This is a genomic window from Acidimicrobiales bacterium (assembly GCA_035540975.1).
Lineage (GTDB): Bacteria > Actinomycetota > Acidimicrobiia > Acidimicrobiales.
Genome location: DATLFN010000021.1, coordinates 1 through 21,585, shown reverse-complemented (window position 1 = coordinate 21,585; position 21,585 = coordinate 1). Strand labels below are relative to the sequence as shown.

The window sequence follows — 21,585 nt, the reverse complement described above, 5'->3', positions numbered from 1 at the left end:
AGGTTGAAGTCCTCGTTGCGGGCGTCGGGGTGCTCCATGGCGGTGACGATGCCGGTGGCCAGGTCCCCGCCGTAGGTGTAGTGGCGCACCTGCGACCCGTCGCCCAGGATGTGCAGGGGGTCCTGGCCCTTGAGCACCTTCTGCACGAGGTCGGGCACGACGTGGCTCATGGCCAGCTTGACGTTGCCGCTGAGCACCTCGACGTCGCCGAGGGCGCGGCCCTCGCCCACGCCGACGCAGTTGAAGGGCCGCACGATCGTGTACGGCAGCCCGTACTGCTCGTGGGCGGCTCGGGCGAAGTACTCGACGGCCAGCTTCTGGAACCCGTACGACGACAGCGGCGGCGGGATCTCGCGCTCCTGGCCCTCGTAGGACGGCCAGGTGGGCGCCGACTCGTAGACCATGGAGGAGCTGAGGTAGGTGACCTTCTCCAGGCGGTGGTCCCGGTGGGCGGCGATGGCGGCGTCGCAGGTGGCGGCCATGATCCGCTCGTTGGTCGCCAGCAGGTCGTAGGCGTAGGCGTGGAAGTACGAGATGCCGCCGATCATGGCGGCGCCCGCGATCAGGTGGTCGCAGTCGGCCACCAGCCCCGTGAGCATCCCGGTGTCCCGGGCGTCGCCCTCGACCAGGGTGTACCGGGGATGGTCGTCGTAGGACCGGGCGACCCGGCCGTACTTGGAGAAGTTGTCCACGCCGACGACCGTGTGGCCCCGGGCCAGCAGCTCCTCGACCACGTAACCACCGATGAAGCCCGCCGAACCGGTCACCAGGACCTTGCTCACGTCGCCGCTCCCTTCCTGAGATCCTCGACGGTGAGCTTGCGACCGTAGGCGAACCGGTACCAGCGCAGGTAGCTCGGGAGCCACTTGGCGAGCTTGAAGTTGGACACACCGAAGCTGCGGTCGAGCCAGATGGTGGGCACCTCGGCCACGGGGAGGCGCAGACGGCGGGCCTTGGCCACCAGCTCCAGGCCCACCTCGAACCCGGCGTCGGATTCGATGCCCACGCTCTGCACGAAGGCGCGGTCGTAGGCCTTGAACGAGTTGGTGGCGTCCCGTGTCCCGACCCGGGCGAGCAGGTGGAGCGATATGCCGGCCGTGCGGGACATCGTCCGCTTGAGCAGGGGCCCGCCAACCTGCTGGCCGCCCTTCATGTACCGGGAGGCGGCGGCGACCACGACGCCGCGCTCGACGAGCCGGGCCAGCTGGTCGATCTGCTGGGGGTCGTCGCACCCGTCGGCCATGGTGACGACCACCACGTCGGCCCGGGCGTGGTCGATGCCCCAGCGGATGGCGCGCGCCGGCCCCCGCCCGTAGGAGTTCAGCGCGGGGACGACCCGGTCGTCGATCTGCGCGTACTTCTCCACGTACGGCGCCGTCGTGTCGTCGGGCGAGTCGTAGACGACCAGCACCTCGCAGGGCAGGGTGACGGCCTCGAGGACGCGATCGAGGCACGCCGCGATGGTGTCGCCCTCGTTGTAGGCGGTGATGATGACGGAGACGCGCGGCTTGCCGGGCGGCGTCAAATGACGACGCCCCCGCCGAGCAGGTTCCAGATGTCGATGACCGGCTGGCGGGCCTCGAGGCCCCGGTAGGCGGCATGGGGGGTGGCGATCACGAGGAGGTCGGCCCGCTCGAGCACCTCCTCCAGCGGTACCAGGCTGGGGTCGACGGTGACGTGGGGGTCGGTGCAGAGCACCTCGGCGGCCTTGAAGCGGAGGATGCGCTTGAGCTTGTAGCTGAGGCTGGAGCGGATGTCGTCCGAGTCGGCCTTGAACGCCATGCCGAGGATGCCCACCGTCATCGAGCGCAGGTCGTGCTGCTTCTCCATGCAGGCGACGAGGTACAGGGGAAGACCCTCGTTGACCGCCATGCCGGCGTGGCCGAGCACGAAGTTGTTGTTGTTGAACGCGGCCAGCTGCATGGTGTCCTTGAACAGGCACGGCCCGGCGGCGAAGCCGGCCCCCGGCAGGTCGGCCGCCCGCGGGTAGTCGTAGGCCAGGGCCGCCCGCAGGCGCTCGAAGTCGATGCCGTAGTCGTTGGCGATCATGAAGAGCTGGTTGGCGATGGCGAAGCGCAGGTAGCGCCACGTGTTGGTGAAGAGCTTGGCCAGCTCCGCCTCCTCCGGCTCGAGGTGGACGACCTGCTCGGTGAGGTTGCGGAACAGCTTCTCGGCCCGCTCCTTGCCCGCCGGGGTGTGCCCGGACACGATCTGCGGCAGCTCGTAGAGCTCGGTCATGGCCTTGCCCTCGGCGATCCGCTCGGGGCAGAACGCCACGTCCGCCGTCACCCCCACCCGCTCCACGACCTGGGCCACCAGCCGGGTCACGCCCGGGTAGAGCGTGCTGCGCAGCACGACCAGCTGGCCGTCCCGGAGCTGGGCGCCCAGCGCCTCGACGGCCTGGGGGACGGCCAGGGGGTCGGGGTTGAGGTGCTCGTCCACCGGCGTGCCGATGACGACGACGACGCACTCGGCGGTGGCGACGGCGGCGGGATCCGACGTCGCCACCAGGTTGCGGCCCACGACCCGGGCCAGCACGGGCGGTGCCCCCGGCTCGTCGAAGGGCATGGTGCCCGAGCTCACCGTCCGGACGGCCGCCTCGTCGACGTCGTAGAGGGCGACGGTGAGGCCCCGGTCGGCGAACGCCAGGCCCAGGGGCAGCCCGACGTGGCCGCACCCGCCCACGATCACCACGTCACGCGTGAACTCCACAACGCCTCCCGCAGGGCCGCCGACGGTCGTGGCCCTCCTTCCAGGTAACCACCCCGCCCGCCGGGCGGGAGACCGCACCGGCCCGGGGCCCGCTCACCAGGTCTCGTCGACGCCCGCCCACCGCCGCCAGACGTCCGCCGGGCGCCGCCGCCGGCGGCGGGCTGCCGCGGCGCGGGCGGCGAGCGCGGCGGGCAGGCGGGCGGCCAGGGCGCGGCGCAGCGCCGCGTCGCCGGGCGGGGAGACGGCGGCGCGCACCTCGGCGGCGGCCACCCGGAGGGGGGCGTTGCGGGCCAGGGTGAGCAGCCGGTTGCGGGCGGCCAGCGCCTTCACCGTGGGCGCCAGCGGGCCGCCGCTGGTGACGCTGCCCACGTGGCGGACGACGCCCGACGGCTCGTACACCGCCCGCAGCCCGGCCAGGCGGGCCCGCCAGCACCAGTCCACGTCCTCGTAGTACGCGAAGAACGACCCGGCGAGCTCCCCGACCCGGGCCACAGTCTCGGCGCGCGTCACCATCGCCGCGCCGCACGCCCCGAAGCGCTCCGCCGGCCGGTCGAAACGCCCGTCGTCGGGCGCCAGGTACCCGTGGTCACCGGCCCAGCCCCGGGTGCTGAGGTAGGAGCCGGCGTTGTTGATCAGGCGCACCTGGCCGACCACGGGCGCGGGCTCGCCGTCGATGCGCAGGTCGGCGGGGTCCCACCCGGGCTCGAGGGCGAGGCGGATGGGCTGGCGGCCCGCCGTCCACCGCCACCGCCCCTCCACCCCGTCCAGCTCGCCGACCTCGAGGCGGTGGATGCCGGGGCCGACCAGGCGCTCGAGCACGTCGGTGCCGGCGACCGTCGCGCTGCGCACGGCGCGGCCGAGCGGGCGGGGGTCGTCCCCCACGAACCGGGGCTCGTCGTCGAACCGGATCTCGGCGAAGGGGAGGGCAAACACGAGCTTGGGCGCCACCACGGCCACCGTCGGGTCGGCCAGCGCCGCCTCCGCCGACGCCAGCCAGCAGGGATCGGCCATGGCGTCGTCGTTCAGCAGGGCGACCACGTCGCCGCGGGCGGCACGGAGCCCGGCGTTCACCCCCCCGGGGAAGCCGGCGTTGTCCGCCAGGTGGACGACGCGTGCGCCGAAGGCTCGGGCGGTGGTCCCGACCTCTCCGCCGGGCGAGCCGTTGTCCACCACCACCACCTCGCCCGCCTGGCCGAGCACCGACTCCAGGCACGGCGCCAGCCAGCGGTGGGGGCGATGGGAGACCACGATGACGGAGGTCGTCACCGCCGGATGGTAGGGCGAGGCGTCAGCCCGCCGCCCCGGCGCCCACCTCGACGTCCCGCGGCTGCTCCACCGGCGCCGGCCGGTCGTCGACCGCCCCGTCGTCGGGCCCGCCGTCGGGAGGCGGGGCGGTCCCCACCCGCCACAGCGCGGCGAGGACGGCGGCCCCCGCCACGACCGCCAGGACGGCGTCGGCCACGCCGACGGGCCGGTCCGACACCGGCATGGCGGCGGCCCACACCGCCGCGAACCAGGCGACGTGGACGGCGGCCAGAGCGGCGGCCGCCCGGCCGGACCACGACGCCGTCACGCCGGCCAGGCCCGCCCACAGCAGGATCATCGTGGCGTAGGACCCGTGGTGGACCTGGGTGGTGCCCGGCCCGAACATGGCCAGCGCCCAGAACAACACGGCGCCGGCACCCACCCCCAGGACGGCGACGGCGCCCCGCCAGTGGCGACGGGCCCACATCCGGCGGTGGCGGGCCAACCCGGCGGCCAACAGCGGCCACGCCAGGTTGAGCGGCCCCAGGGCCCAGTTCAGGACGAAGAACTCGCCCGCCCGGACCCGCTCCGCCCCGCCGTGGCGGAGCTCGCGCCACCCGGGCGGCGCCTCCACCAGCGCATCGAGGTTCTCCCACTTGTTGCGCACCAGCTCCGACGGCTCGCTCCGCGAGTAGGCGTCGGCCAATGCCGCGGACAACGGCCGCCCGTCGGCCTGGAGGACACCGGCCAGGTGGCGCTTGGTGAGGCGGTCCCCGGGAGGGTCGTAGAAGCGGGTGTACGCCCACCACGGCGCCATGAGCACCACCACCACGGCCGCCCCGGCCAGCGCCGGGACGAGCGGCGGACGGGTGCGGCGGGCGACCACGAAGGCGGCGACGGGAACGAGGGTGAACACGACCCCGGCGTGGGCCAGCAGCCCGAGGGCGGCGCCGAGAGCCGCCACCGCCGCGGTCGCCGGCGACGGCCTGCGCCCGACTAGGAGGACCAGGGCCAGGAGGGCGAGAGCGCCGGCGTAGAGCTTGGGCCACACGTAGAGCGAGTTCACGAAGAAGAAGCCCGAGAAGGTGGCGGCGGCCAGGGCCAGGGCCGTCCCGGCCGGGCGGAACCGGAACGCGGCGCCGAGCCCCCACACGGCCGCCACCCACGAGCACTGGAGCGCCGTCGCCAGGAGCTGGTAGTGGAGCGCCTCCATCCCGAGGGCCGAGGCGAACGGCCGCTGGAGGAGGACGGCGCCGGTCTGGAGCGGGGGGCGGTCGCTGCTCTGCCATTCGGGATAGATGGGCCGGGGGTCCCGGCCCTCGGCCAGGCGGGCGGCGAGGAGCCGGGGCAGGTCGTTGTCGATCGGGAGCCCGTCGTTGCGCATCAGGTGGGTGCGGGCCCGCAGCTCCACCGGGGTCGACGAGGCATGGGCGAAGAGGATGGCGTTGTAGAAGAGCGCCACCACGAAGAGGAGGCCGAGGGGGACGGCGACGGCCGGCGACCGGACCGTGCGCGCCAGCAGGCGGCGGGCGCCGGGGCGGGAGAGCGCGACGGCGGCGGCGGCGGTCCCGGCGAGCGACGCCACCCGCCCGGCGCCGGGGCCGGCGAGGTACGCCCAGAACACGGCGTAGCCGAGGGCCGAGGACAGGGCGACGGCGGTGAGCGCCACCGCGGTCTCCGGCACGACGCCCCGCCGGGACAGCGCGGCGGCGCCGAGGAGGCCGGGCAGGAGGAACCAGGCGAGCGAGGCGCCCAGGACGAGAGGCCAGACGAGCACGGAGGAGCCGTCGACGCTCACGGGTGATCGGTGGTGACCGGGGGGATGGCGGAGTCTCGCACCGCGGCCGGCTCCGCCGACGATGGATAGCTTCGAGGCCATGCGCACCGCCCGCGTCCCAGCCGCCCTCGTCGCTGCCGTCGCGGCGGCCGCCCTGCTGGTGCCGGCGGCGGCGGGCGTGCCGTTCCTCGGGTCGACCGGCGCGCTCCGGCTGGCCTCGCCCGTGGTCGCCATGGCGGCCACCCCGTCGGGCAACGGCTACTGGCTGGTGGCGGCCGACGGCGGGGTGTTCGCCTTCGGCGACGCCGTCTTCCGCGGCTCGACGGGCGGCACCCGCCTGGCCCGCCCGGTGGTGGCGATGGCGCCGACGCCGTCGGGCCAGGGGTACCGCCTGGTGGCGTCGGACGGCGGGGTGTTCGCCTTCGGCGACGCCGTGTTCCGCGGCTCGACGGGCGGGCTCCGGCTGGCCGCCCCGGTCGTCGGCGCGGCGTCGACGCCCAGCGGCAACGGCTACTGGCTGGTGGCGGCCGACGGCGGGGTGTTCGCCTTCGGCGACGCCGTCTTCCGCGGCTCGACGGGCGGCACCCGCCTGGCGGCGCCCATCGTCGGCATGGCCGCCACGCCGTCGGGCGGGGGCTACTGGCTGGTCGCCGCCGACGGCGGGGTGTTCGCCTTCGGCGACGCCGTGTTCCGCGGCTCCACCGGGGCGCTCCGGCTCAACCGGCCGATCGTGGGGACGGCGCCCACGCCCTCGGGCGCCGGCTACTTCCTGGTGGCGTCCGACGGCGGGGTGTTCGCCTTCGGCGACGCCACCTTCGCCGGCTCGACCGGCGCCCTCGCCCTGGCGTCGCCGGTCGTGGGGATGGCGGCCGGGTCACCCGGGGCGGGCGGGGGCTACTGGCTGGTGGCGGCCGACGGCGGGGTGTTCGCGTTCCCGTCGAGCGGCCCGGGCGGCGGAGCCGGGGGCGCCCCGACGATCACCGTGTCGACGGTGGTGGGCGGCCTCGACCTGCCCTGGGACGTCGCCTTCACCCCCGACGGCACGATGCTCCTCACCGAGAAGGCGGGACGGCTGAGCGCCTTCGTGGGCGGCTCGGTGCGCCGGCTGGCCACCGTGGGCGACGTCTTCACCGGCAGCGAGAGCGGGCTCATGGGCCTGGCCGTGGACCCCGACTTCGCCGCCAACCGGCGCATCTACACCTGCCAGGCGTGGACCGACGGGACCAACCGCGACGTGCGGGTGGTGGCGTGGACGGTCGACGGCTCCTACGCCTCGGCCACGCGCGTCGCCGACCCGCTGTTCGCCGGCATCCCCCTCACCTCGGGCCGCCACGCCGGGTGCCGCCCCCGCTTCGGCCCCGACGGCCACCTGTGGGTGGGGACGGGCGACGCCACCGTCGGCACGGCGCCGCAGAACCTGGCCTCCCTCGGCGGCAAGGTGCTGCGGGTGGACAAGCTCACGGGCGGCCCGGCTCCCGGCAACCCGTTCCCGGGCTCGCGCGTCTACACGTACGGCCACCGCAACGTCCAGGGCCTGGCCGTGCGGCCCGGCGGCCAGGTGTTCTCCGTCGAGCACGGGACCAACCGGGACGACGAGGTGAACCTGCTGCGGGCGGGCGGCAACGGCGGGTGGGACCCCGTGCCCGGCTACGCCGAGACGGCGCCCATGACCGACCTCGGGAAGTTCCCCGACGCCCTGCGCCCGGTGTGGACGTCGGGGGCCTCCAGCGTGGCCCCGTCGGGGGCCACCTTCGTCACCGACCCGGCGTGGCGGTCCCTCTCCGGCTCGCTCGTCCTCGCCGCCCTGCGGGGGTCGCAGCTACGGGCGCTCGGCCTCGACCGGGCGGGCGCCCTCGTCGCCGACCGCATCATCCTCACCGGGCAGGGCAGGCTGCGCACCGCCGTGCAGGGCCCCGACGGCAGCCTCTACGTCGCCACGTCCAACGGCGGCGGCGGCGACCGGGTGCTGCGGGTGACGCCGGGCTGACGCAACCCGCTGGTGCGCTCAGCGCCCGGCGGTGATGGCGACGGCCGCCGACCCGAACCGGGAGGCGCCGGTCGAGCCCTGGAAGGGGGCGTCGCCGAAAGCGAAGACGCCGCCGTCGGAGGCGCCCAGCCAGTAGCCGCCGCCCGACGGCGTGCGGCCCATACCGACGACGGGCCGGGCCAGGGGGACGGCCCCCGTGGAGCCGCGGAACAAGGCGTCGCCGAAGGCGAACACCCCGCCGTCGGCGGCGACCAGCCAGTAGCCGCCGCCGCTCGGCGTCGCCGCCATGCCCACCACGGGCCGGTTGAGGCGCAACGCCCCGGTGGAGCCGCGGAAGACGGCGTCGCCGAAGGCGAAGACCCCACCGTCGGCCGCGACCAGCCAGTAGCCGCCGCCGCTGGGCGTGGGCGCCATGCCGACCACGGGCTGGTTGAGGCGCAACGCTCCCGTGGAGCCCCGGAAGGCGGCATCGCCGAAGGCGAAGACCCCGCCGTCGGCGGCGACCAGCCAGTAGCCGTTGCCGCTCGGCGTGGGCGCCATGCCGACCATGGGCCGGTTCAGCCGGATGGCACCCGTCGAGCCCCGGAACACGGCGTCGCCGAAGGCGAAGACCCCGCCGTCGGAGGCCACCAGCCAGTAGCCGTCGGCCGAGGGCGTGGCCGCGTGGCCCACCACCGGGCGGTTGAGGGGGACGCCGCGGAGCGAGCCGCACGCGCCGGCCGAGCCGAAGGCGGAAACGCCGCCGTCGGCCCGGGCGACCCAGTAGCCGGTGCCGGCGGGCCCGCCGCCCCGTACCCGGAGGAGGAGCACGTCGGCCCGGTCCGGCTCGCGGCTGCGGAAGGCGACGCCGGCCAGCACGATGTCCTCGCCGGAGACAGCCACGCCGGTGGCCCGGCCCCCCAGGTCGGTCGGCACCTCGACCACCGTGCGGCCGGCGCAGCCGAAGGACGCGTCGGGTACGCCGTCGGCCGTGAAGCGCTCCACGGTGGCGAAGAAGAAGGCGTCCGGGAAGCCGGTGGTCGAGGCGGCGTCGCCCGACGCCACGATGCGGCCGGCGCCGTCGGCGGCCAGGCCGGTGATGCTGCCGAACACGCCGAGGGACGTCGTGGTGGCGCCGCCGGTGCCGAACGAGGGGTCGACGGTCCCGTCGGCCTGGAACCGGGCGAGCACGTGCGAGCTGCGCTCGCCGGAGCCCGCGGCGCCGCCGACCACCACCTTGTCGCCCCCCTGGACGAGCACGGCGGACACGCTGTCCCCCGGCCCCTGCGACGTGCCGGCGAGCGCCCCGTCGGCCCCGTACCGGGCCACCAGCATCCTCACCGCGCCCTGCGGGGCGGCGTCGCGGCCGCCGACCACCACACCACCGGTGGACAGCAGCCCCACGGCCGTCGCCTCCGCCTCTCCCCCCGCCGGCGACGGCGTGGTCACCCTTCCGCCCGTCCCGAAGGCCGGGTCCGGCCCGCCGCCCGGCAGGTACCGGGCCAGGGCGAGCCGGGGCCCGCTGCGGCCGGCGGCAACCAGCTTCCCGTCGGGCTGGAGGGCGAGCCCGAACGCCTGGTCGACGTCGCCGAAGTCGGTCCTCACCACCCCGCCGGCGCCGAACGCCGGGTCGAGGCGCCCGTCGGCCAGGTAGCGGACGACCAGGAAGTCGTCGAAGCCGCCGTCGGAGCCGGCCACCACGATCTTCCCGTCGGGCTGGAGCACGCCGGCCGACGGGTGGGACGGCTCGGCCGGCACGCCCCGGACGATGCCGCCGGAGCCGAAGGACGGGTCGAGCGACCCGTCGGGCCGGTAGCGCACGAGCAGGGCCGCCTCCTCGGTGCCGCCCACCGCGACCACCCGGCCGTCGGGCTGGGCCAGTACGTCCGACGCGGCCTCGCGCTCGGCGACGTCGGTGAGCACGAAGCCGGGGCCGCCGAACCCGGGCTCCACCTCCCCGGGGGCGGCGGGGGCGGCCGCCGGTGCCGCCACCAGGGTGGTGCCGGCCAGGAGGGCGGCGATGACCGGTCGGGCGGTGCGGGGCAGGCAGGCGGGCATGGCGCCATCCTTCCCCATCAGCTCCCGGTGGGGACGCCGGACGGCACCGGCCTCGCCCCCGTCGGGCGCCACCGGACGGGCGGCGCCGACCGCAGGCTGCGGGTGGCGCCGGCTGACCTCCCCGAGGGGCGACCGTCAGTTCGCGGCGCGCTCGCCGCCGGGGACGACGACGACCGGGCAGGCGGCGTGCGAGGCGACCTGAGAGCTCACCGACCCGAGCAGGAGGCCCTCGAAGCCGCCGACGCCCCGGGACCCCACCACCACCAGGTCGGCGTCCTTCGCCGAGTCCAGCAGGGCGCGGGCGGCGAGGTCGCACACGACCACGGGCTCGACGTCCAGGCCGGACGCCTCGTCGCCCAGGGCGGCCAGGGCCTCGCCCAGGCTGCGGCGGGCGTCGTCCTCCCCGTACTCCGGGTCGAACCGCTCGAACGGCTGGTCCAGGTACGACCACGCCCACACCGCACGCAGGCGGGCGCCCGTCGACCGGGCATGGCGGGCGGCCCAGCGCAGTGCCCGGAGGGAACCCTCGGAGCCGTCCACGCCGACGACGACGGCGCTCACCCGCCGTCACCCGTCTCGGGACCGGAGGCGACGCCGGCCACCTGGCGGCGGTCGGCCCGCAGCGACAGGGTGATCGAGACGGCCAGGGCGGTGGCGATCACGCCCAGGGAGAGCCACATGGGCGGGTGGTACCACTCGGTGACCAGCATCTTCACGCCGACGAAGCCGAGGATGAACCCCAGTCCGATGTTGAGGTACCGGAACCGCCCGGCCATGCCGGCCAGGAGGAAGTAGAGCGCCCGCAGCCCGAGGATGGCGAAGGCGTTCGACGAGAAGACGATGAACGGCTCGCGGCTCACGGCCAGGATGGCGGGCACGGAGTCCACCGCGAACACCACGTCGGTGGTCTCGACCAGCACGAGGACGATGAACAGCGGCGTGGCCAGGCGGCGGCCGGTCCGCCGGGTGAACATCTTCTGGCCGTCGTACTCGCTGGTCGACGGGATCACCCGGCGCACCAGCTTCAGCACCGGGTTGCGCTCGGGGTGGACCTGGGTCTCCGCGTGGCGGGCGATGCGCACCGCCGTGAAGATCAGGAAGGCGCCGAACAGGTACAGGACCCACTCGAAGCGTTCGATCACCGCCACGCCGGCGAAGATGAACACCGCCCGCATGGCCAGCGCCCCGAAGATGCCCCAGAACAGGACGCGGAACTGGTACTCGCGGGGAACGGCGAAGTAGGAGAACAGGACCGCCCAGACGAACACGTTGTCGACGGACAGGCTCTTCTCGATGAGGTAGCCGGTGATGTACTCGCCGGCCGCCGCCCCGCCGAACGCGATCGCGACCACGGCCGTGAAGGCCACGCCGATGGAGATCCACACCGTGCTCTCGACGGCCGCCTCCCGGAAGCTCACGGCGTGGGGCCGGCGGTGGACGATGAGGAGGTCGGCGATCAGGAGAACGGTGATGGTTCCGACGAGGGCCGCCCACGCCCACGGCGGGACGTCGATCCGGGCGAAGTTGCCCCTCGTCTCCTCGGCGGCGGCCAGCATCGTGACGGCGAGGGTCACCGGGCGGCTCCCGGCGGGTGGCGGCGTGCGGTTCGGGTCTGGACCATGCTCGGTGACCTCCTGGGTTCGGTGTCACCGAAGGTCTCGCCCGCCGGAACTCTGGCTGGTGCGCCGGGCCGTGAGGCCGGGATGACGACGCGGCCACACGGGGCTACTCCCCCTCGGAGTGCCGCCATCGTAGCGCGACGGCCCGGGCCGGCGAACGGCGGGCCGGGCGGCGCAGCGGCGCGGGCGGCGCTCGGGCCCACGGCGCGCCACGCTACCCGTCCCGCGCCGGCTCCCCCGGCCCATGGGGCAGAATGGCCGTCCCAGCGTCGACGACCGGGCATGGAGCGGCGGAGTGCTGATCAACGAACGCAGCAAGCGGTCCATCCCGTTCCGGGAGTCCGACGCCAAGCGGTTGGGTGAGGGGTGCTTCTACCTCGACCACATCGTGTGGCTGAACGGCGACCGCATCGAGATGGGCGACCGGGTGGCGTTCAACTACGGCTGCTACGTGAACGGGTACAGCGGGCTGGTGATCGGCGACGACGTGAGCGTCGGCCCTTACACGATGATCCACACGGCCGACCACGAGACGTCCGACACGGAGCGGCCCATCAACCAGCAGGGGTGGCGGGAGGCGCCGCCGGTGCGGATCGGGCCCGACTGCTGGATCGGGATGGGCGTGTGCATCCTGCCCGGCGTCCAGATAGGCGAGGGTTGCGTGATCGGCGCCGGCAGCGTGGTCGTCAAGGACCTCCAGCCCTACAGCGTGGCCGTCGGGAACCCGGCCAAGGCGGTGAGAAGCCGGCGTTGATGCGGGTCCTGTTCCTCCAGCAGCAACCCTGCATCCGCACCTTGAAGTACGCCGTCGGGCTGCGGGCCGCCTCCGACGGGCTCCAGCTCGGGTTCGCCTACCAGGGGCGGACGCTCGGCGAGTGGTACGGCACGGGTGACGACGCGTTCGACCGGTGGTGGAACCTGGGCACCGGGCCGGACGCCGAGGTCGTCGACCGCCTCGGCGCCGTGGTGGACGAGTTCCGCCCCGACGTCATCCACTCCCACAACCTCCCCGACCGCCTGACGGTCCTGGCCGTCGACCTGGCCGGTGGCACCGTGCCCGTGATCCACGACGTCCACGACTTCCAGAGCCTGCGCAGGACCCCGTACGAGGACGGCCTCCCCGAGCCGGCCGACCCGCTGGCCGCCGAACGGGCCGCCGTCGAGGGCTGCTCGGCGCTGGTCACGGTGTCCCCCGAGCTGCTGGCCGAGGTGGAGGCGCGCTACCAGGTGCCGCCCACCCTGGTCTTCCCGAACTACGCCCTGGCGCGGGACCTGCCGATGACGCTCCCGGCGTGGCGCCCCCGGCCCGGCGAGCCGCCCCGGATCGTCTACCAGGGGACGCTGTCGACCAACGGCGGCCACTACGACCTGCGGGGGGTGTTCCGCCGGGTCGTGGCCGGCGGCGCGCTCCTCGACGTGTACCCGTCGCGGCCGTCACCCGACTACGAGGTGCTGGCCGAGGAGACGCCCGGCCTGCGCCTGATGGACCGGCTCGACCCCCGGGCGCTGATGCAGGCGCTCCCGGCCTACGACTTCGGATGGGCGGGCTTCAACGACTCGCTCAACGCCGCCCACCTCCACACCGCCCTGCCCAACAAGCTGTTCGAGTACCTGGGGTGCGGGCTCCCCGTGCTGACCACCGGCCACCGGGCCATCGCCCGGTTCCTCGGCGAGCACGGCGTGGGCGTGGACCTGGGCGGTCCCGCCGGTGCGGGGGACGTGGCGTCCCGGCTGGCCGCCGTGGACGTGGCGGCGCTGCGCCGGCGGGTGGCGGCCGCCCGCTTCGACTTCACCATCGAGGCCAACCTCCAACCGGTCGTCGACCTGTACAAGACCGTGGTCGGCTGATCTTGCTTCGACCTCGTTCGTTCGCTTCGCTCACTCCATTCGGCCGAGTTGGATCGTGCTCCGGCGGGCGAGCAGAGCTCGCGCCACCTCCGCCCTGTCCGATCCTGGTGCCCGCAGCCGGAGAGGCCGCCTGCGGCGGCGAGCGCCGCCACGGACCTTGCCGCTGCGAGCGGGACAAGCGTTCCTGGGCAGACCATCGGCGGGGGGAGGGCGCATGACCGGCGTCGCCGTGGTGGGGTGCGGGCCGTGGGGCCGGAACCTGGTGCGGACCTTCGCCCGCCTGGGGGCGCTGCGGGCGGTCGTCGACGTCGACCCGACGGCGGCCGCCGCCGCCGCCGAGCTGGGTGGCGTGCCGGCGCGGACGCTGGACGAGGTGCTGGCCGATCCGTCCGTCGACGCGGTGGCGGTCGCCGTCCCCGCCGGGGCCCACGCGGCCGTGGCGGCGCGGGCCATCGCGGCGGGAAGGCACGTCTTCGTGGAGAAGCCGCTGGCGCTGGACGTCGGCGACGCCGAGCGGCTCCGCTCGCAGGCGGCCGCCGCCGGGCGGGTGCTCATGGTGGGCCACCTCATGCGCTACCACCCGGCCTTCGTGGCCCTGCGCCGGCTGGTGGCCGAGGGTCGCCTGGGGCGCATCCGCTACCTCTCGTCGACGCGGCTGAACCTGGGCCGGATGCGGCGGGAGGAGAGCATCCTTTGGAGCTTCGCCCCCCACGACGTGTCGATGATCCTGGCCCTGACCGGCACCGACCCCGTGCGGGTGTGGGCGACGGGGGACTCCTACGTGAACCCCGGCGTGGCCGACGCCACCCTCACCAGGCTCGAGTTCCCGGGCGGTGAGCGGGCCCAGGTGCTGGTGTCCTGGCTGCACCCGTTCAAGGAGCAGCGCCTGGTCGTGGGGGGCGACGACGCCATGGCCGTGCTCGACGACGCCGAGCCGTGGCCGACCAAGCTGCGCCTGCTCCCCTACGGCGTCGTCTGGCGCGACGGCGAGCCCGTGGTCGAGCGGGAGGACACCGTCCCCGTGCCCGTCGAGCCGGCCGAGCCCCTCGAGGTCGAGTGCCGGCACTTCCTGGAGTGCGTGGCGACCGGCGCCCCGCCGGAGACCGACGGGGCCGAGGGCGTCCGGGTGCTGCGCGTGCTGGCCGCCGCGGCGGCGTCGATGTCGGCGGGTGAGCCACCGGCGGCCGGACGTCCGGGACGGGCCGGCGTGCGCGTCCACGAGTCGGCCTACGTCGACGAGCCGTGCGAGATCGGCGACGGCACCGCCATCTGGCACTTCAGCCACGTCCTGGCCGGGAGCCGCATCGGGCGGGACTGCACCATCGGGCAGAACGTGATGATCGGGCCGCGGGCCGTCGTCGGCGACCGGTGCAAGATCCAGAACAACGTGAGCGTGTACGAGGGCGTCACCCTGGAGGACGGCGTGTTCTGCGGACCCAGCTGCGTGTTCACCAACGTGGTGACCCCCCGGGCCGAGGTCGACCGGCGGGCCGAGCTCCTGCCGACCCGGGTGGGCCGCGGCGCCACCATCGGGGCCAACGCCACCGTCGTGTGCGGCACCACCCTCGGGCCGTGGAGCTTCGTGGCCGCCGGTGCCGTGGTCACGCGCGACGTGCCCGCCCACGCCCTGGTCGCCGGCGTGCCGGCGACACGGATCGGCTGGGTGAGCCACGCCGGCGAGCGGCTGGGCGACGACCTGGTGTGCCCCCGGACCGGCCGCCGCTACGCCCTGGCCGGTCCCGACCGGCTGGTGGAGGCGCCGGCGGGCGACGCCCTGGAGGCGCCGGCGGGCGACGCCGTGCCAGCGGCGGGCGACGCCGTGCCAGCGGCGGGAGGCGGCGCCCCGCCGGTCGCCATGGCGGACCTGGGGGCCCAGCGCCGCCGGCTGGGCGAGCGCATCGACCGGGCGTTCGCCGCCGTCCTCGGGCACACCCGGTTCATCCTGGGCCCCGAGGTCGAGCGGCTGGAGGAGGAGCTGGCCGCCTTCTGCGGCGCCCGCCACGCCGTCACGTGCGCCAGCGGGACCGACGCCCTGCTCCTCGGGCTGCTGGCCCGGTCGGTCGGGCCGGGCGACGCCGTCGCCGTGCCCAACTTCACCTTCGCCTCGACGGCCGAGGTGGTCGCCCTGCTGGGCGCCACCCCGCTGCTGGTCGACGTGCGCCCCGACACCTTCACCCTCGACCCCGCCGGGCTGGAGCCGGCGTTGGCCGAGGCGGAGAGGAGGGGCCTGCGCCCGGCCGGCGTCATCCCCGTCGACCTGTTCGGCCATCCCGCCGACTACCCCGGCATCGCCGCCGCGGTGGCCGGCCGCCGGTTGTGGGTGATGGCCGACGCGGCCCAGAGCTTCGGCGCCTCGGTGGGCGGCCGGCGGGTCGGCACCCTCGCCCCCCTGACCACGACCAGCTTCTTCCCGGCCAAGCCCCTCGGGTGCTACGGCGACGGCGGCGCCCTGTTCACCGACGACGACGACCTGGCCGACCGCCTGCGTTCGCTGCGGGCCCACGGCAGGGTGGGCGGCGAGCACCGGGCGGTGGGCGCCAACGGCCGCCTCGACACCCTCCAGGCGGCCGTGCTGCTCGAGAAGCTGGCGATCTTCGAAGACGAGCTGGCCGCCCGCCGGGCCGTCGCCGAGCGCTATTGCGCCGCGCTGGCCGACGCCGTCGCCGTGCCCGCGGTGGCTCCCGGGGTCGACCCGGCGTGGGCGTGCTACACGGTCCGGGCGGTGGAGCGCGACAAGCTGGCCGCCCGTCTGGCCGACGACGGCATCGCCTCGGCCACGTACTACGACCGCCCGGTCGGCGCCCACGAGGCGTACCGCGGCTGCCCGGTCCCGCCGGGCGGGACGCCCGTGGCCCAACGGCTGTGCGGCGAGGTCCTCAGCCTGCCCATCCACCCCTACCTGGACGACGGCGCCGTCGAACGGGTGATCTCGGCCGTGCGGGCGCGATGAGCACGCCCGGCCGGCTGTCCGGTCCCGGTCGGCCCCTCACCTAGTGTCGGGCGGTGCCCGACGTCGACCCCGCCTTCCTCGACCTGCCGTTCCGGCGCCTGGCGGAGGCCGCGCTGGGGAGGGCCGCCGGGCTGGGCGCCACCTACGCCGACTTCCGCTTCGAGCGCATCCGCAGCCAGTCGGTCAAGGTCCACGACCGCAGCCTGGAGCGCCTGGTAGACAGCGACACGGTCGGCTTCGCCGTACGCGTCGTCCACGGCGGGGCCTGGGGGTTCGCCGCCGGCGTGGAGCTGACGCCCGACGCCGCCGCCGCCACGGCGGCCGCCGCCGTGGCCGTGGCGTCCACCCTGGCGCCCCTCAACTCCGAGCCCGTCGAGCTGGCGTCGGAGCCCGCCTACCAGGGGACGTGGGTGTCGTCCTACCAAGTCGACCCGTTCGCCGTCCCCGCCGCCGACAAGGTCGCCTTCCTCACCGCGGTGAACGAGCGGGTGCTGGCGCCCGGATCGGTCGCCCACGTGGACTTCAGCGCCGGGCAGGTGCTCGAGAACAAGTACTTCGCCGACCTGGCCGGCTCCGACCTCCTCCAGCAGCGGGTCCGGGTGGCGGGCGAGTTCACCGCCGTCCGCGTCGACCCGGTGAGCGGCGCCTTCGAGACCATGCGTTCGACGGGCGTGCCGGTCGGCAGGGGCTGGGAGCACTTCACGGCGGGCCACGACTACCTGGGCGAGGCCGACGAGGTGCCCGAGCTGCTGGCCGAGAAGATGGCGGCACCCTCGGTGGAGCCCGGCCGCTACGACCTGGTGATCGAGCCCCGCAACCTGTGGCTGACCATCCACGAGTCGATCGGCCACGCCACCGAGCTCGACCGGGTGCTCGGGTACGAGGCCAACTACGCGGGCACCTCGTTCGCCACCCTCGACCAGCTGGGCACACTCCGCTACGGCTCACCCGTCATGCAGGTGACCGGCGACCGGACGGCCGAGCACGGGCTGTCCACCGTGGCGTGGGACGACGAGGGGGTCGCCGCCCAGCAGTGGGACCTCATCCGGGACGGGGTGCTGGTGGGCTACCAGCTCAACCGGCAGATGGCGCTCAAGCAGGGCTTCGGGCGGTCCAACGGGTGCGCCTTCGCCGACTCGCCGCACACCGTCCCCCTCCAGCGGATGCCGAACGTGTCGCTGCAGCCGGCGGCCGACGACGTGACCCTCGACGACCTGATCGGCGGCGTCGACCGCGGCATCTACGTCGTGGCCGACAAGAGCTGGAGCATCGACATGCAGCGGTACAACTTCCAGTTCACCGCCCAGCGCTTCCACGAGATCCGGGGCGGGCGCCTGGCCGGCCAGCTCAAGGACGTCGCCTACCAGGGCACCACCACGGAGTTCTGGGGCTCGATGGAGGCGGTCGGGGGGCCGTCGACCTACGTGCTCGGCGGGGCGTTCAACTGCGGGAAGGGCCAGCCCGGCCAGATCGCCCCCGTGAGCCACGGGGCGCCCGCCGCCCTGTTCCGGCAGGTGAACGTGCTCAACACCGGCGCCGAGGCGGCCCGGTGACCGCCTCGGTCCCCGAGACCCTGCGCCGCATCCTGCACCTGTCGCGGGCCGACGACTGCATGGCCCTGGGCTGGGAGACGTCGGAGGCCAACGTCCGGTGGGCCAACAACACCGCCACCACCAACGGCGTGAGCGTGCGCCGCCGGCTGTTCGTGATCTCGGTGACCGGCGGGCGCGTCGGCTCCGTGGGCGTGACGTCGGTGGACGAGGACGGCCTGGAGGAGCTCGTCCGCCGGTCCGAGGAGGCCTGCCGCGACCGGCCCCCGGCCGAGGACGCCATGCCCCTGGTGGAGGGCGACGAGCAGCCGGGCTGGGACGAGCCTGCGGTCGCCGGTGGCATCGAGGTGTTCGCCGCCCTGGCCCCCGCCCTGGGCGACGCCTTCGCCCAGGCCGAGGCCGACGGGACCCGCCTGTTCGGGTACGCCGAGCACACCACCTCGACCGTGTGGCTGGCCACGTCGGCCGGCCTGTCCCGCCGCCACACCCAGCACGACGGGCGCTTCGAGCTCAACGCCAAGACGCCCGACTTCTCCACTTCGGCGTGGGTCGGCCGCACCGGCTCGGACTTCTCCGCCGTGGACGTGCCCGCCGCCTACGGGCGGCTGCGCCAGCGGCTGGCGTGGTCGCAGACCACCGTCGACCTGGAGCCGGGCCAGTACACGGCGCTGCTGGAGCCGTCGGCCGTCGCCGACATGGCGTTCTTCGCCTACGCAGCGGGAGCGGCCCGCGACGCCGCCGAGGGGCGCAGCGTCTACAGCCGCCCGGGCGGCGGCACCCGGGTGGGCGAGCGCCTCTATCCCAACGGCGTCGAACTGTGGTCCGACCCGGCCGAGCCGGGCCTGGAGGCGACGCCGTTCGTGGTCGCCACGTCCTCCGGGCCCCACTCCTCGGTGTTCGACAACGGGCTCGCCGTCGGGCGCACGGCGTGGGTGCGCGACGGCGTGCTCGAGGCGCTGGTCGCGCCCCGCCACTGGGCGGCGAAGTCGGGCGGCGAGCCCGCCCCCTGGGTGGACAACCTGCTGGTGGGCGGCGCGGCGGGCAGCGGGGCGGCGAGCGGCGCCACCCTGGACCAGATGATCGCCTCCACGACCGGGCGCGCCCTGCTGGTGACGTGCTTCTGGTACATCCGCGAGGTCGACCCCCAGACCCTGCTCATGACGGGTCTCACCCGCGACGGGGTGTTCCTGGTGGAGGACGGCGAGGTCAAGGGGGCCGTCAACAACTTCCGGTTCAACATGAGCCCGGTGGACACGCTGGCCCAGGCCGTCGAGATCGGCCGGCCCGAGGCGACCCTGCCCCGCGAGGCGGCCGACTGGTTCCCGAGCGTCCAGGCGCCGCCCATGCGGGTGGAGCGGTTCAACATGAGCTCGGTGAGCAGGGCCACCTGAGCCCCTCGCCCCCCGGCCGGGCGGCCGCGCCGTGGCTGGTCCGGTGACCGGAGACGTCGGCCGCGGACCACGAGTTGGATCGAGCGAAGCGAACGAACGAGGCCGAAGACCTACGCGGGGTCGAGCACCGAGTCCAGCAACCCGTCGAGGATGTCGGACTCCGACACCAGGCACTCGTCGAGGTCGAAGTGGCGCATGACGGCGACGAGGATGGCGGCGCCGCCGACGATGACGTCGGCCCGCGCCTCCTCCAGCCCCGGGTTGTGGGCCCGGTCCGCCCTCGATTCGGTGGCGAGGGTGCGGAACACGTCCTCGGCCGCCTCCCGGGTGAGGACGAAGTGGTGGATGCGGTCGCGGTCGTACACCGGGAGACCGATCTCGACGGCCGCCATGGTGGTGACGGTGCCGGCCAGGCCCACCAGCCGCCTCGCCTCCACGACGGCAGGCAGCTCCCGCTTCACGTCGCGCAGGTGGGCGTGCATGACGGTGATGGCCTGGGACAGCTCCAGGGGCGACGGGGGGTCGGAGTGCAGGTACCTCTCGGTGATGCGCACGCAGCCCACGTCCACCGACACGACGCCCACCGGCGCGTCGGTCCCGACGACGAACTCGGTGGACCCGCCGCCGATGTCGACCACCAGGTAGGGGCCGCCGGCGGGGTCGAGCCCGGCCGTGGCGCCCGCGAACGACAGCCGCCCCTCCTCGTCGCCGGCCAGCAGGTCGGGACGGACGCCGACCACCGCCTCCGCGGCGTCGAGGAACTGGTCGCGGTTCTCGGCGTCGCGCACGGCCGACGTGGCGGCCATCCGCACCCGCTCCACGCCGTGGCGGTCCATCACCGCCCGGTAGCCGCGCAGGACGGCGAGGGTGCGCTCGATGGCGTCGGGCGCCAGGCGGCGGGCGGCATCGACGCCCTGCGCCAGGCGGGTGACGGTCATCAGCCGCTCGATGGGGCGGGGACCGCCGTCTCCCACCAGCAGGCGGGTCGAGTTGCTGCCGCAGTCGATGGCGGCCGCCGGCGTCACCGCTCCTCCAGCCGGGCGGCCACCCAGCGGCCGACGGGGTCGTCGCCGCCGGCCAGGTGCCAGGCGTAGTGGGCGTGGAGGCACTTCACGCCCACCCGGGTGCCGCCCACGCCCCCGGCCGGGCGGGGGCCGGTGTGGCCGATGGGCAGGGCGGCGTCGCGCTCGGCGGCGTACCGGCGGTGGGCATCCTCCAGGGCAACCGCGTCGACCGCCGCCTCGGCCGCCCGGACGCCGCCCGCCGCCTCCAGGCGGGAGACGGCCTCCCGCTCGGCCGCGCCCACCAGCCAGAAGCGGGTGGGCATCGGCGTGCCGTCCATCAGGAGGGGGGCGTTGCGGATCACCACGGGCTCGCCGCCGTCGCCCCGGACGACCACCTCGTAGTCGCCCCGGGGCGCCCGGCCCAGGAGGGCCTCGACCCGCTCCTCGTCGTCGACGTGCACGCCTTCCGGTCCCCGTCCGTCCGTTCCCCGGGGGGCGGCCGACCACCCCCAGCGGGAGCGCCACGCTACCGGGAACCGAGCGGGCGGAAAGCCGTCGAGGTGCGCGTTCCCGTTCGGGGCGATGGCGTAAGATCACCCGAGTTCCGCGGGTTGCACCCTTCCTCTTGGACGGTCCACATGCATCAGCAGCCCAAGACCATCGAGGGGCTCGCCGCCCAGATGGGGATCTCGGTCGACGCCGCCATCGACGGCCTCGCCTACGAGCTCCGGACGATCCGGTCCCACCTCCCCTCGCACGGCGCCTCCGGCGAGATCACGCCGGGGCAGCCGGGTGGCTGGAACGCCGCCCTCTACGCCTACGACGAGGCGCTGGTGGTCGCCGCCAACCTCCTCCGCCTTCCCAACGCGCCGCCCCTCGACCTGTTCGTCGGCACCCGCCTCCTCACCCACCTGGAGCGGGCCCGCCTGGAGCGGGGCCTGGCCGACGAGGGCGTCGACCTGCGCCCGCCGCTCGAGCTGGGGCACGGCTGACGGCCCTGCCGCCGCGCCGCGTCGCCGCGGGCGGTGTCCGGTGACGCTCGACGTCCGCGTGGAGCGGGCCCGGTGCATCGGGTCGAAGTGCTGCACGCACGCCGCTCCCGGCGCCTTCCGGCTCGGCAGGGACAACGTCGCCACCGTCGTCGACCCCGACGGCGAGCCGCCCGACGCCGTCCGGCGGGCCGCCGAGGAGTGCCCCACCGGCGCAATCACGGTCACCGAGACCGGCGCCGGCTGAGGGCGGCGACGCCCGTGCCGACCCCCCTGCGCCGGCCGGCCCGCTGGCCAGCCGCCGCCGCCGTGGCGCTCGCCTCGGGGTTCGGCCTGTCCGTCGCCGGAGGCGTCCCGGCCGTCGCCCAGCTCCTCCCCCCGGCGACGACCACGACCACCACGGCCGGCACCCAGCCGTCGGACGCCACCAGCACCACGGCGGCGCCCGCGACCACCGCCGCCCCCCCGCCCAGCAC

Annotated in this window: 19 protein-coding genes; 9 read left to right on the top strand and 10 right to left on the bottom strand. The window is 75.2% G+C overall.

All coding sequences use genetic code 11. The features are described from left to right. From VM242_03060 to VM242_03040, 5 genes are all read right to left on the bottom strand, one after another. Positions 1–782: NAD-dependent epimerase/dehydratase family protein (locus tag VM242_03060; GenBank protein ID HVM04130.1), on the bottom strand; the 782-nt coding region annotated here is incomplete at its 3' end. After that, complete coding sequence (locus tag VM242_03055; protein HVM04129.1) at positions 779–1,525, bottom strand: glycosyltransferase family 2 protein; 747 nt, start codon at positions 1,523–1,525, stop codon at positions 779–781. The genes VM242_03055 and VM242_03060, both read right to left, overlap by 4 nt. Further along, positions 1,522–2,712, bottom strand: coding sequence for a nucleotide sugar dehydrogenase (locus VM242_03050; protein HVM04128.1), 1,191 nt, complete (start codon positions 2,710–2,712; stop codon positions 1,522–1,524). Before VM242_03050 ends, VM242_03055 begins: the two co-directional genes overlap by 4 nt. A gap of 93 nt (positions 2,713–2,805) precedes the next feature. Continuing rightward, positions 2,806–3,978, bottom strand: coding sequence for a glycosyltransferase family 2 protein (locus tag VM242_03045; protein ID HVM04127.1), 1,173 nt, complete (start codon positions 3,976–3,978; stop codon positions 2,806–2,808). A gap of 22 nt (positions 3,979–4,000) precedes the next feature. Beyond that, entirely contained in the window at positions 4,001–5,755 is a 1,755-nt protein-coding gene (locus tag VM242_03040; GenBank protein HVM04126.1) for a hypothetical protein, read from the bottom strand. A 79-nt stretch (positions 5,756–5,834) separates the two neighbouring features. On the opposite strand from VM242_03040, the gene VM242_03035 reads away from it, so the two are divergent. After that, positions 5,835–7,721, top strand: a complete 1,887-nt coding sequence (locus VM242_03035; GenBank protein HVM04125.1) for a PQQ-dependent sugar dehydrogenase — start codon at positions 5,835–5,837, stop codon at positions 7,719–7,721. An 18-nt stretch (positions 7,722–7,739) separates the two neighbouring features. Here VM242_03035 and VM242_03030 read toward each other — a convergent pair whose 3' ends face one another. From VM242_03030 to VM242_03020, 3 genes are all read right to left on the bottom strand, one after another. Further along, positions 7,740–9,758, bottom strand: coding sequence for a hypothetical protein (locus VM242_03030; protein HVM04124.1), 2,019 nt, complete (start codon positions 9,756–9,758; stop codon positions 7,740–7,742). A gap of 135 nt (positions 9,759–9,893) precedes the next feature. Then, positions 9,894–10,319 (bottom strand): universal stress protein, encoded by a 426-nt coding sequence (locus tag VM242_03025; GenBank protein ID HVM04123.1) that lies wholly within the window; start codon positions 10,317–10,319, stop codon positions 9,894–9,896. Then, on the bottom strand, positions 10,316–11,332 hold the full coding sequence (locus tag VM242_03020; GenBank protein ID HVM04122.1) for a TerC family protein: 1,017 nt from the start codon (positions 11,330–11,332) through the stop codon (positions 10,316–10,318). The genes VM242_03025 and VM242_03020 overlap by 4 nt, the downstream gene beginning before the upstream one ends. A gap of 340 nt (positions 11,333–11,672) precedes the next feature. On the opposite strand from VM242_03020, the gene VM242_03015 reads away from it, so the two are divergent. The 5 genes from VM242_03015 (at position 11,673) to VM242_02995 (ending at position 19,116) form a co-directional block, all read left to right on the top strand. Next, positions 11,673–12,131: an acyltransferase gene (locus VM242_03015; GenBank protein ID HVM04121.1), complete on the top strand. Its 459-nt coding sequence runs from the start codon at positions 11,673–11,675 to the stop codon at positions 12,129–12,131. After that, a complete protein-coding gene (locus VM242_03010) occupies positions 12,131–13,225 on the top strand; it encodes a glycosyltransferase (GenBank protein ID HVM04120.1) in 1,095 nt (364 codons plus the stop codon). The genes VM242_03015 and VM242_03010 overlap by 1 nt, the downstream gene beginning before the upstream one ends. Before the next feature lie 214 nt (positions 13,226–13,439). Continuing rightward, complete coding sequence (locus tag VM242_03005) at positions 13,440–16,175, top strand: aminotransferase class I/II-fold pyridoxal phosphate-dependent enzyme (protein HVM04119.1); 2,736 nt, start codon at positions 13,440–13,442, stop codon at positions 16,173–16,175. A gap of 53 nt (positions 16,176–16,228) precedes the next feature. Continuing rightward, complete coding sequence (locus tag VM242_03000; protein ID HVM04118.1) at positions 16,229–17,728, top strand: TldD/PmbA family protein; 1,500 nt, start codon at positions 16,229–16,231, stop codon at positions 17,726–17,728. Beyond that, positions 17,725–19,116 (top strand): metallopeptidase TldD-related protein, encoded by a 1,392-nt coding sequence (locus VM242_02995; GenBank protein ID HVM04117.1) that lies wholly within the window; start codon positions 17,725–17,727, stop codon positions 19,114–19,116. The genes VM242_03000 and VM242_02995 overlap by 4 nt, the downstream gene beginning before the upstream one ends. A gap of 110 nt (positions 19,117–19,226) precedes the next feature. On the opposite strand, the gene VM242_02990 is transcribed toward VM242_02995, so the two are convergent. Then, positions 19,227–20,141, bottom strand: a complete 915-nt coding sequence (locus VM242_02990) for a Ppx/GppA phosphatase family protein (protein ID HVM04116.1) — start codon at positions 20,139–20,141, stop codon at positions 19,227–19,229. Beyond that, positions 20,138–20,581 carry a DUF501 domain-containing protein gene (locus tag VM242_02985; GenBank protein ID HVM04115.1) on the bottom strand — a complete coding sequence of 148 codons (444 nt, stop codon included), beginning with the start codon at positions 20,579–20,581 and terminating at the stop codon, positions 20,138–20,140. Before VM242_02985 ends, VM242_02990 begins: the two co-directional genes overlap by 4 nt. A gap of 177 nt (positions 20,582–20,758) precedes the next feature. On the opposite strand from VM242_02985, the gene VM242_02980 reads away from it, so the two are divergent. From VM242_02980 to VM242_02970, 3 genes are all read left to right on the top strand, one after another. Further along, entirely contained in the window at positions 20,759–21,112 is a 354-nt protein-coding gene (locus VM242_02980; GenBank protein ID HVM04114.1) for a hypothetical protein, read from the top strand. A gap of 40 nt (positions 21,113–21,152) precedes the next feature. Beyond that, on the top strand, positions 21,153–21,356 hold the full coding sequence (locus VM242_02975; GenBank protein HVM04113.1) for a ferredoxin: 204 nt from the start codon (positions 21,153–21,155) through the stop codon (positions 21,354–21,356). A gap of 14 nt (positions 21,357–21,370) precedes the next feature. Beyond that, the coding region (locus VM242_02970) for a hypothetical protein (GenBank protein HVM04112.1) at positions 21,371–21,585 on the top strand (215 nt) is incomplete at its 3' end.

Excerpts from the sequence above, each read along its gene's own strand:
- VM242_03035 (HVM04125.1), top strand. The coding sequence starts at position 5,835 with ATGCGCACCGCCCGCGTCCCAGCCGCCCTCGTCGCTGCCGTCGCGGCG.
- VM242_03030 (HVM04124.1), bottom strand. The coding sequence starts at position 9,758 with ATGCCCGCCTGCCTGCCCCGCACCGCCCGACCGGTCATCGCCGCCCTC.
- VM242_03010 (HVM04120.1), top strand. The coding sequence starts at position 12,131 with ATGCGGGTCCTGTTCCTCCAGCAGCAACCCTGCATCCGCACCTTGAAG.
- VM242_03005 (HVM04119.1), top strand. The coding sequence starts at position 13,440 with ATGACCGGCGTCGCCGTGGTGGGGTGCGGGCCGTGGGGCCGGAACCTG.
- VM242_02980 (HVM04114.1), top strand. The coding sequence starts at position 20,759 with ATGCATCAGCAGCCCAAGACCATCGAGGGGCTCGCCGCCCAGATGGGG.